The organism is Haloferax sp. AB510, from assembly GCF_024136985.1.
GTDB lineage: Archaea > Halobacteriota > Halobacteria > Halobacteriales > Haloferacaceae > Haloferax.
In genome coordinates this window covers 23,794-34,580 of the sequence record NZ_JAMYJY010000031.1, presented here as the reverse complement: position 1 = coordinate 34,580, position 10,787 = coordinate 23,794, and the positions used below count along the sequence as shown (strand labels likewise).

At 51.0% G+C, this 10,787-nt stretch carries 9 protein-coding genes and 1 pseudogene; 3 read left to right on the top strand and 7 right to left on the bottom strand.

Features of this window, described 5'->3' with window-relative positions; translation table 11 throughout:
• Both NKF06_RS08210 and NKF06_RS08205 read right to left on the bottom strand, forming a co-directional pair.
• A partial coding sequence (locus NKF06_RS08210; RefSeq protein ID WP_253245096.1) for a hypothetical protein occupies positions 1-708 on the bottom strand: 708 nt, incomplete at its 3' end.
• Positions 709-739: 31 nt separating this feature from the next.
• Entirely contained in the window at positions 740-1,081 is a 342-nt protein-coding gene (locus NKF06_RS08205; protein ID WP_253245099.1) for a transposase, read from the bottom strand.
• 616 nt (positions 1,082-1,697) lie between these two features.
• Here NKF06_RS08205 and NKF06_RS08200 point away from each other — a divergent pair.
• The gene (locus NKF06_RS08200; protein ID WP_253245095.1) at positions 1,698-2,402 is read left to right on the top strand and encodes a hypothetical protein; all 705 of its coding nucleotides are present in this window, start codon (positions 1,698-1,700) and stop codon (positions 2,400-2,402) included.
• 183 nt (positions 2,403-2,585) lie between these two features.
• Here the strand turns inward: NKF06_RS08200 and NKF06_RS08195 are convergent, their stop codons facing one another.
• Positions 2,586-3,782 (bottom strand): site-specific integrase, encoded by a 1,197-nt coding sequence (locus NKF06_RS08195; RefSeq protein WP_253245098.1) that lies wholly within the window; start codon positions 3,780-3,782, stop codon positions 2,586-2,588.
• An 80-nt stretch (positions 3,783-3,862) separates the two neighbouring features.
• Positions 3,863-5,058 (bottom strand): annotated as a pseudogene (locus NKF06_RS08190) (AAA family ATPase).
• 148 nt (positions 5,059-5,206) lie between these two features.
• On the opposite strand from NKF06_RS08190, the gene NKF06_RS08185 reads away from it, so the two are divergent.
• The gene (locus tag NKF06_RS08185; RefSeq protein WP_253245094.1) at positions 5,207-6,244 is read left to right on the top strand and encodes a class I SAM-dependent methyltransferase; all 1,038 of its coding nucleotides are present in this window, start codon (positions 5,207-5,209) and stop codon (positions 6,242-6,244) included.
• Positions 6,245-6,312: 68 nt separating this feature from the next.
• Here NKF06_RS08185 and NKF06_RS08180 read toward each other — a convergent pair whose 3' ends face one another.
• Genes NKF06_RS08180 through NKF06_RS08170 form a run of 3 tightly spaced genes read right to left on the bottom strand, consistent with a single transcriptional unit; the run spans position 6,313 to position 8,706 of the window.
• Positions 6,313-7,257: a glycosyltransferase gene (locus tag NKF06_RS08180; RefSeq protein ID WP_253245093.1), complete on the bottom strand. Its 945-nt coding sequence runs from the start codon at positions 7,255-7,257 to the stop codon at positions 6,313-6,315.
• Positions 7,258-7,289: 32 nt separating this feature from the next.
• On the bottom strand, positions 7,290-8,099 hold the full coding sequence (locus NKF06_RS08175) for a hypothetical protein (protein ID WP_253245092.1): 810 nt from the start codon (positions 8,097-8,099) through the stop codon (positions 7,290-7,292).
• Position 8,100: 1 nt separating this feature from the next.
• Complete coding sequence (locus tag NKF06_RS08170; protein WP_253245091.1) at positions 8,101-8,706, bottom strand: hypothetical protein; 606 nt, start codon at positions 8,704-8,706, stop codon at positions 8,101-8,103.
• A gap of 294 nt (positions 8,707-9,000) precedes the next feature.
• Between NKF06_RS08170 and NKF06_RS08165 the strand changes: the two genes are divergently transcribed.
• Entirely contained in the window at positions 9,001-10,749 is a 1,749-nt protein-coding gene (locus NKF06_RS08165; protein ID WP_253245090.1) for an ABC transporter ATP-binding protein, read from the top strand.
• Positions 10,750-10,787 lie beyond the last annotated feature (38 nt).

Genomic DNA, 10,787 nt, shown 5'->3' with positions numbered 1-10,787 from the left:
CCACAACTTCGCAAATCGAATTCCTTCATCGACAGAATCCGGTGGTTTCCCGTCAATACCAACCACTTCACCCCGCACGAAGCTTGGGCCGAGCCCCTGAACAAATCCCGATAACGCAAGCAAATCCTCCAGCTTTTCTCGTGCTTGAGTTACTTGATGTGACATACTCCCGGGTATTTTCAACGTGATAACGACTTTTGCAGTTCGAAGAAGTATGTTGTGAGACTTGATGAACTCAATTCTTTCATCCACATCACTTACCGACGATGCGATTACGTGCCATGTATCCCGGTTGATTAGTTCGACCTCGTCTACTGCGTTATGTGGAATGAAATGCTTGAAGCCCAGAACATCGAACTGTATACTCACTTCCTCGTCATCATAGGAAACATACCCGTCAGTACCATCAATCTCTATTTCAGATGGAGTCGACAGCGAACTAATGAACTGGTAACTACCTTCGTCCCCACCTGCTTGCAAACCAAGAGAAACTACGACATTGGAAAGACATACTTTATCACCACCAGGGGTTGTCCCTTCGATTGAGCCAACGTTTTCTGAGAACTCAGGCGAAACACCGAAATGGGGGCTTTCGATGACCTCCACATCTATATTCCCCGCTTCTGTTAGTGCAACTTCGACTTGCACTTCATTGTCCAGAATATCTAAGTACATCTCTTCCTGGAAATAGGGTGTTGAAGCATCCATCGCCGTAAGAACTCACATACACCTATTAATTCTAAGGATGAGTCACGTACGAAAAGCGAGCGACCAGCGGATCGACATCCACTCCGATTACTCGGAGCGTCCGTTCGCTGGTGTCGCGAGGACACCATGGTGGCACCTTGCGGGTCTGTGCGCTATTCGTTGAGAGCCACTGTACATCCTCGACAGGGTACCACTCGTGATCGTCCCACTGGAACCGCACGGGTCGTGCCGTCGGCCTGACTGGTGTATCCGTCGCCCGTTCGAGCAATGTTCTCGTAGTAGCGAGATCCGCGTGGTCGTCGAAACCACACGGGCAAGTGAGCGTCTCTCGATTCCAACGTGTCCGGTCTCGCTCACCGCAGTCTGGACACATCTGAGACGTCCATGCCTCCAAGAGTGCTTCCACGTCATACCATACTCTTCACAGACTGATTCGAGTCGATCGATACACTGCCGATGGGCCCAGAAGGTCTGCGCTTAGAGGTTCGCTTCGACTGACCAGTACTCGCCGAGTACTCCGGTGAGGTCGCCGTGGTAGAGCGTCGAGACACCTGCTGCGTCTAAGTGCTTGACCAAGTTCCGAAGGAGTGCGTTCACCGCATAGTCACGTCGCAGCGAGTGTTTGCGATAGAGCCGTCGATTCGCCGATTTGTGTGTTGTCCGTCAGGGAGTTCCGCTTGGGCGCTGACTATAGCGTTGGTCGTCTCTCGAAACTGCTCGAACGGGTGGTAGCGGACGAGTTCATAGAGGCGGTGACAAATCTCCGTGCTGATTTGAGAGGAAAGTATTGGGACAAACGATTTGAGGCAGGGAGATCTGCTGCAAGTTCTCTTGATCAGTATCTTAAGTACCAAACTGATGAATGGCAGGGACAGCAGCCCGATCCGAAGTCACCTTTGCTGTGACATCTATCAACTCGGGCAGATTCAGGTGGTTCTCCCTGTATAGGGTTGCAACTTTATCCTACAATCACCTGTATCAGAACGAAAATGCCGCTCTGGGAAACAGCCGCTACAGCACTCGCAGGTGGGCTTGGAGGGGGAATAATCACCGTTGGTGCCCAGCAATTCCTTCGACAACGAAACGCGCCAGCACTAGCGCTTGACTGGTATAGCAACCAAGCTGCCTCGCCCTCCATCCTGACTCGTATCATCGACAAACAAGAGGCTCGATTCGAAAACATTCCCGATACCGAGACACGCTACAAAGCAAAGGACATACACTTGATCCTTGAGAATACTGGTAGAACCCCTGCAAGGGAATGCCAAGTCAAAGCCGAAATCTACGAGGGTGGCTCCAGAAACCCCCAACCTGTCAGGCTCGGAACCCGGATTAACCCGCCAATCCTCTACGAAGGCCTTTCAAGAGGTGAGCAAATCCGCGAACGTACTGCCCCCTTCCAAGTAAATCGAAACGACAGCGTCCTCATCGACCTTCTCCGACTCTCCTACGAGGAGATTGTCGACGAAAGTGATAGCAAAACAGAAACAACCAACGAATCGTTGCACACGCTGGCGTCGTTCCGGCAAATACAGTTTGATCCCAACACAAAATACACACTCCACGTCACGGTGACGGCAGCTAATGCGGCACCGGCTAAGTTTGGCCTCACTCTCCAGTGGGACGGCAGTGTGGATGACCAAGCTCTCCGAGACGCTCTCAATAAAACAGAGCCAGACGTCGTATATCTTTGACTCAGCTTCCATTCGGCTGGCGAACAGCCACGCCGCGAAACTCCTCGTGCTCACCCGCTGGCGTCGAGACCAGATTCACTTTAGCCCGGAACGGGCGGGGGCAGTACGGAGAGTGCCGCACGCCAGGAATAGTATATATGGTCGTATTGATACTTTCGCATTTGTATGTAATTTCCGGTCAACCTAACGACTAAACGCCTTTTCCAACTTCTCATACATCCTTCTCCGCCGAGCCTTCCGCTCTTGCTCTCTCGACAAGTAATTCCGAAGAACGACTTCCGTTGACGAACTTCCCTGATCCTCCGCAACCCCTTCCAATCCCTCAAGCACCTCTCCAACGGCTTCCTGATACGCTGAGTACCAGAACCGCCGTCCCATCTTCGGCGTAGGCGTACCCCCATCGACAACCACTCCAGCAGTGTCAGCAAGCTGTTTGAACCGACGACGTATCGTACTCACTGACACATGTCCCGTCGATGAAGACCGAGACGGGAACAGATACCCGTTCCACGTCTCATGGTCAGATAACGCTTCAATCCGATCAGCGACGACGTCGACACCATACAGCAGCGTCACTTCACCCGGGCCGTTCTTGCGCTCTCCATCACCGAACGACAAGTGCGGGTCCTCCGCGTCCAAAACCACTTGGTCGACATGCAACGCGGCAACCTCTGAGGGCCGTAACCCCCACCCGGCGAGCGCAACGACGAGCAACTCCGCTTCGGGCGAATCGACCTCACTGTAGATTCGACGCACCTGAGATGCCGTCAACGCCTGTGGGTCCGGCTCGCTCGCTTCCCAACCGAACTCTTCACCAGCCTCCGAGAGTGGATTGTACTTCGCGTACTTCCGGCGTTTCACGAACGCGTACCACGCTCTGGCGACGTGCAGATATTCGAGCTTCGACCGATCCGTCGGCTCCTCGTCGAAAATGTCGAGGACGGCGAGACAGCGCTCAATCTCTCGGGGTTGCTGGTCAAGTTCAGACAGTGGTTCGAGCAACGCATCAGTCCCGTGCAGTTCTCGATACGTTCGAACCCACTTGGCCAACCTCGTCCGATGGGTCTCGACGGTACTCTCTGCCCGTCCACCACGAGTTTGTATCGAATTGAGGTACACTTCTAGAGCGTTGACAGTAGGCTCATGGTCGACGTTCCACTCCCACTCGTCAGATCCCTCGTCTTCGAGGCCGACAACATTGACGAAGAACTGCTTCGGCGTGAGGTCGTGATGCTCACGTAGCGCGTACGCGATTCCACTGTATCCGTGTTCGGTGAGCCAAGCGTAGGTCGGAACGTCGCGGTCTTCGTCAAACCCATCGCGATATCGCTTCGGTGCGATGTCTTGCCAGTAGACATCGACGAGTTCGTCCAGGCTCATCTGCGACCAGTTGTAGCGACGACTTCGCGTCTCCGAGTCCGTGGATTCTTCGTCGAATTGCTGACCGTCAGATTGCTTCGTCATGCAGGAGGCTGTGCGTCGTGTTCGATTTCTTCGCGAGCTTCAATTACTGTCTCGAGATTCATGTCGACTTCCCATCGATAACTTCGCCCACCTGTTTGGCCCTTGTTCTCGTCGGTTCGGATGAGAAACCCGAGCATATGGAGGTCGTCGAGATGATTCTGGATCGATTTCAGTGAGGTCAGATGGTCGTGTCCCCACGCATCTGCGACAGTTTCGTACCGCTTTTGGACACGTTTGGTCCGCACTGACTCATCGTCCGCCAGTTGTTGGCGGGCAACGGACTCGAGCACCAGCTGTGCGTGCATGGTCTGATCATCGATTTTGTCACGGAGCTGCCCACGGTTGACCTGTTCTCGGACTCTCTCGACGTGCTCTGCAGTAACCGTTGTAGCCCCGTCTTTTTGAGCAGCATCTGCGGCTTCACGAAGCAAGTCAATTGCTTGCCGGGCCTCCCGTCATCTTTCGCAGCGAAGGCAGCACACGCCGAAATAGCGCTGTCTACGCATGCACCATCGACGAAAGCACGCTGGGCACGATCAGTGAGAATGGTGTTTAGCTCGCCTGCATCGTACGTTGAAAACGAGATTTCGTGCTCCATGAGCGTCGACTTGACCTTTGCAGAGAGCGTGTTGCGGAATGTGTAGTTGTTCGATATTCCGATAAGGCCGACTTTGGCTTCTTTGATGTGCCCGTTCGCACGTGCTCGTGGGAACTCGTAGAGTAATGGATCGGGATTTGAGAGGTGGTCGATTTCATCGAGGACGAACAGATGAGTTCCACTGAGACGTTCCATTTGGGCGTATAATTCTTCGAATGCATCTGCCGTTGATGGCCCCTTCTTCGGGAACGTAGCTGTGTCCTCAGGACGGAGACTGTTCACGAGGTGACGAACGGTTGAATAGACGCTCTGATTGTTGCAATTGACCTTCGTGACGTGGATTTCGTCTGCCGTATCGCGACGAAGTGCTTCGCGTTGGAGTTCACTGAGCACGAAGTTCGTCACCGCAGTTTTTCCGACACCTGCCTTCCCGAACAGAAAGATGTTGTCGGGGCTGCGACCGAAGAGCGCGTCGGTCAGCGCGTGTTTGTATTCTTCAACCTCGGCATCGCGTTCGAGAATCTCGTCTGGCTGGTACTCCTCTTTTAGTACACGCTTCTCACGGTAGATCTCGTCTTCGACGTCCTCGAACAGGCCACCCGATTACGGGGCTGGTTACCTGAAATACTATTGTTGGTGAGAGCGGCAGCAAATACTCCAGCGGACAGCATCCATCTGTATTTCTAACTAGATATAACCAACATGAAAACACATATATTACTCTCAAATAACAAGAACGAATGTGCACAATTTGGAATTATGGCTCAAAGATGAACTCAGTGATGAGGAGGTCCATGAACTCGCGAAGGCCATTGACGAGAAGTATCCAGGAATCGCAGAACAGATCCGTGAAACGATGGCCAAAGACGGACCTGGCGCTGACTTTCTGAGGTCGATTCCCGAGTTCGTCGACGTGGATATGTTCGACTTCTGGGAGGCTATTGGTGTCCATATGACTCCAGTTCACTGGTCTTCTCCGATCGCAAATGTGCAAGGCCTCTCAGACGAACTCTGGACAGAGCCATCAGAAATGCCAGCTATCGACTTCCGGGTCGACGAACAGCTTGACCGGCTCTCAACATTCAAATCCAGATATCGGGATGAGTACAGTGAGTTCCCGATATACGAACGCTCAGAGAAGTTTAACGGGTTCGCAATCAAAAACCACCTCTTCGAATCAGTCGACACAGAAGTGCTGTATTCAATGATTCGGGAAAATAAGCCGAAACGGGTGATTGAGATCGGTGGGGGGAATTCGACTCAGGTTGCCAGCGCAGCACTACAGAAAAACGATCAGCGGTCAGAGCACCTCATTATCGACCCGGACCCCAAGAAAACGATCAAAGGAATCGACGCGAACCTCATCCAAGCAAAGGTTCAGGATGTGCCGATGTCAGTCTTTAACTCACTCGAGGAAGACGACTTACTATTCATCGACTCGTCACACGTTGGAAGAATTGGCAGCGACGTACTGTATGAATATCTCGACATTATCCCCCGACTAGATGATGGGGTGTTGGTACACTGCCATGACATCTTTTTCCCGTACGAGTATCCCAAACCTTGGATTACGCAATTCCGCTGGTTCTTCAACGAACAGTACCTCCTCCGTGCATTGTTAGCTGGAAATGACATAGAAGTGCTCTGGGCAACATATTATCTACACAAAGAGTATCCCGAGCTCCTCGAGGAGGCATTCGAGAGCTACGAGGCCCTTGGGTCACAGTATGGCTTCGAACGTCCGAACGGCATTCCATCTAGCCTCTGGATGCGCACGTGAGGAGGTGAGGTTGACTCTGGGCTCCGATTTACTTGTGGATGTGGTATATTCATCTCCGTAGACTACACCTATGCGACTTTCTTCCCCTGTATCTTGGCAAATAAGAATAGCCCAAGCGACCCAAATAGCGACGCGAGAAACCGTAGATATCCATATGTGATGCCGTACGGACGAGTCTTCGCGGAATTGTAGTACTGGTAGACCGCTGAGGAAGACCAGTAGCGATCGCTGAGTGCTGCCATTGCTTTGTAGCGGTGATATTCTGACTTCGCCGCTTCGTACTGCCTATCGGTCAGTCTGAACTCAGTTGGGATCTCATCGTAATAGTCCTGATACTCTGTGAAAATATTTGCTTGGCCATACAGAGATTCTTTAGAGAGACCGGCATCTGGCTCTTTTTGTTGTGAGTGGACGATGACCTCGTCAATAGTCGCGATGTTCGTTGTGGTTGAGAGTTCAAAGACTGTGGCAATGTCGTCGTGAGGGAGACTCGCAATCGGAGGAATTGATTCGATCGACTCCCGTTCAACGACCATTGCGCACGTTGATAGAGGAGTAGTCAACAGCCCAAGCATGAACGAACGAAGCCTTTCAGGATTGAGTGGGTTCTCATTGGTGTAGAACGGCTTGATCACCTCCGGTGAAAGAAGAGAGTCAGGCATCCCAAATGCGACACCACATTGGCCATTCAGAGAGTTGACCAATTTCGATAATCCATCAGGCGTGACGGTGTCATCATCGTCGAGGAAGAAAACGAAGTCTTCAGTCGAGAGTGCGACCCCGATATCCCGTGCCTTAGCGATCTGTTTGAGTGTATGGTCGGTATTGTAGGACTGTATCGGAACGTAATTCACATCATATTCTCGTACGACTTCCTCAGCGTGTCGCTCGCAAGACATGTCGACGACATACACTTCTACCACCACTCCTTTCGATGCAAGGAGACTCTCGATGGCAGTCTTGAGGTATTCATTTCGGTAATACGTGGTTACGATCGCGTCGATAGTTTTCATATTAAGCTCTGGATTAGGTGGTTTCTGACTTTTCACAGTATAGTCGGAACTTGCCTCGAAACGAAGTAGATCGCTGGATACGTTGAGGAGAAACTGGTGATAAATCCATTAATCCCCATTGCAAAGGCAATCGAAATGTGCATCGCAAGTGCGACCCCGAATATTGCTGCGACCAGGGGTGGAGATAGCAACAAGATCACAGGGAACGCAATTTCAAACAGGACGACGCCATGACTGGCGAGCGCCGTCAGACCAGGAAATGACCGTGCCTTTTCGTAGAACCATGGATGACCCCACGTCGTTGTTGACAATACTAGTAGGACGGCATCACCACTGCGCCAGGCATTGCCCATCCCCTTCGTTACTCCAGAGATGAAGTACCCTAAGATACCCTGAGCAGCGATAAACCCAATTCCAGTTAGTTCGAGTAGGCTCCCACTCGGAGCAAGGACAGCAACGGTCAGTCCTGTACTGACAACAAGCGACATCTGATGTGCACCGCTCAGACCGACGCTGTGTCGAAGAACGATCACAAGATCAGTGGCAAGTAGTCCTGTTGCGAATGTTCCGAGAATAAGTACTGGTGCATTCAGAGTGGCAGCGATGGCCAACCCAACCCCAACTACGACACGAACAATTGCGACACCAACTATTCGATTCAACAGGGGTTCAATCAGAGAGAAACCCGGAATGTGCTCGATGTACAGACGCGTGGGTTCCCATCTCATAATCCCCGCTTTTCCATAGCGTTCTCTGACACTGATCATCTCAAACCCGGAGTAGACCGCATGGATTCCGATGATCCCTGCAACAAGCCGAATGGTGAGATCTGTACTGATCATCTCACACCTCGTGGAAGTACGAGAGGAAGAACGGTTTACTTTCCTCTTCTCGGAGAGAACCCCGTATAATCAGATACTGAACCTCTTTTGAGTCAGATACCCCAGGTAAATGTGACACGTAATTCAGCAAGGCAATGTATGGTGTGGAAACAACGTAATCCTCCATATCGATTTGCTGTAAAGATGAGGTGGAGACATCATCAGTCACCTCAGCATCGTTGTCTTTCTCCTTCTCGTCTTTTACTGCTTCGTACAGCGACTGGGCATAGTCGAACATCGCTTTCGTGTCGTATAATTGTGGATTCCAGGCCCAGTGAAGTTGAGACGGAAAGTCGATGAATTCGTCGCAGTGTTGCCAGTCTGTGACACGTTCATCCTCTGTCTTTGTTCTGTATAGCAGGTGGAAATCATACCTAGCGGGTTCTGGAGCAAAGAACCGATATGATGGAATAAGCGATAGACCGGGCTCTCCGATAACGGCTTTGAGTCTCTCACGGACGGGATCAAAAACCCGCGTGGAGGTCGCTACTGTCCAAATTGTCAATGTGGAAATTACCGCCCACGTGAGGATACTTTGCAACCATTGAGGTGATTGAAACACACTCATTATTCTACCAACACGATTCAATGTTGTATCACACTTGATAAGCTTTTCTTAGTTTTAAATCCTAGATAGACATGTGCCACGGTGATTCACACCAAGGTTGGTTCAAGATTCTTTATCAACACTTTTCATTTGGTGCAAAAGTATAAAGTGTTCCACATTTGCTTGTGTAAGCATGTCAGAAGAATCAGGAGACCGGATGTTGCTCTCAAGTGGAATCAGCAACGTCAAACGACCCTTACTTGAGTTGTTTTCTCGCTACAGTAGAGAGCACAATGGTGGATACTATTTGGCGTCTTGACCTCCCTAGTCGCGCCGATTATCGGTATTCTTCCACCATACATCCTGCAAACAGCAATTGACTCGGTCTTATTAGATAATCGCCCGTTCGCCCTATTCGGACTTCGATCAGGTCTGTTTCCCGTCGGTCAGGCTGACCAGTTGTATCTACTCGGAGGCATCCTTGCGATAATCGGAATCGTCAGTGCTATTCTAAGCTGGTCTGCGGGATGGGTCTGGGGGAGATTCTCCCAGGAAGTTCAACACAAGGTTCGAGTAGATACCTATACGAAAGCCCAGAAGCTCGGGATGCCATTCTACGAATCCGAACAGACGGGACAGATAATGACTGTGTTAAATAACGACGTGAGGAGCCTGAACAATGTTCTGGGCAAGTTCATTGGGCAAGTTGTGAGCACTTCAGCGACGATTGTTGGTGTGACTGTGCTGCTATTCATCTTACACTGGGAGTTTGCACTGATTTCGCTCTTCTTTGTCCCAGCAATTGTCCTCGTAACTCGGTATTTCATTCGGCGACTAAAGGTTGAGCACGCAGCCGTGAAGCAGCGTATTGGGGTTGTGAACTCCAAGATAGAAAACAATCTTAGCGGGATGCACGTAATCAAGTCGTATACTCGCGAGACTCAAGAGCGTGACCGCGTTGCTTCGGTTTCGAGAGGACTTTACGATAAGTTTTGGAGCGTGATCGATCTTCGGATTCGATTCCAACCGAGCCTGAATGTCTTGAACACTGCTGGCTTCACGCTCATGCTGGTTCTGGGTGGGATCTGGATCGTCGAGGGTCCTCCGCTACTGTTCTCTGAGCCACTCTCAGAGGGGACACTGGTGGCATTTCTAGTTTATCAGCAACGCCTTATTCAACCCATCATCCAAACTGGCCAGTTAATCGACCAATACTATGGTGCCCGCGCATCGGCAGTTCGTGTGCTCTCACTGCATGATCATGAGGCACGGGAGCATAATTCGGAGAATGCTATCACCGTCGACCACTTCGACGGTCACATCGAGTTCGATGACATGTCCTTTGCATATCGCGATAACACGGTACTTACTGATGTCAACTTCACTGCTAACGCTGGCGACTTCATTGGGATCGTCGGTTCCACGGGGTCCGGTAAATCTACCCTACTGAAACTATTGCTACGCTTCTACGAGCCAGACAAAGGTGAAATACGGGTGGACGATCACAATATCAAAGACATAAAAATCAACGACCTTCGAAAACGAATCGGAATTGTCCACCAAGACACGCATCTATTCTCCGGTACGATCGGAGAGAACCTAGGATACGGAGCAGCCGAAGCGACCGAAGAAGACATTAAACGAGCAGCTCGGTTAGCGAATGCACACGATTTCATTATGGAGTTCCCCGATGGGTACGAGACGAACGTAGGGGAAGGTGGAGCAAAGCTCTCCGGCGGACAACGACAGCGTATTGCGTTAGCTCGCTCGCTGGTATCCGACCCAGACATACTGCTATTAGACGAAGCTACCTCGCACGTCGACAATGAGACTGAACGGCAGATACAAGACAGTCTCGAAACTGTTGTTCAGGACCGGACGACGTTTGCAGTCGCACATCGGCTCTCGACGATTCGGAATGCAGACCAGATCGTTGTTCTTGATGACGGCGAGATTATTGAACAGGGGACACACCAGGACCTGATCGACCAAAATGGAAAGTACGCACAGTTGTGGTCGATTCACATTGGAGACAATCAACGTGCTGAACCGGTTCAACAATAAATAACAGATCAGCACTCAAGTATGGGCGATATCTCTTT

Bases quoted from the DNA above. Each gene is read 5' to 3' on its own strand.
- NKF06_RS08200 (WP_253245095.1), top strand. From the start codon at position 1,698: ATGCCGCTCTGGGAAACAGCCGCTACAGCACTCGCAGGTGGGCTTGGA.
- NKF06_RS08205 (WP_253245099.1), bottom strand. From the start codon at position 1,081: ATGTGTCCAGACTGCGGTGAGCGAGACCGGACACGTTGGAATCGAGAG.
- NKF06_RS08170 (WP_253245091.1), bottom strand. From the start codon at position 8,706: ATGAGTGTGTTTCAATCACCTCAATGGTTGCAAAGTATCCTCACGTGG.
- NKF06_RS08195 (WP_253245098.1), bottom strand. From the start codon at position 3,782: ATGAGCCTGGACGAACTCGTCGATGTCTACTGGCAAGACATCGCACCG.
- NKF06_RS08175 (WP_253245092.1), bottom strand. From the start codon at position 8,099: ATGATCAGTACAGATCTCACCATTCGGCTTGTTGCAGGGATCATCGGA.
- NKF06_RS08180 (WP_253245093.1), bottom strand. From the start codon at position 7,257: ATGAAAACTATCGACGCGATCGTAACCACGTATTACCGAAATGAATAC.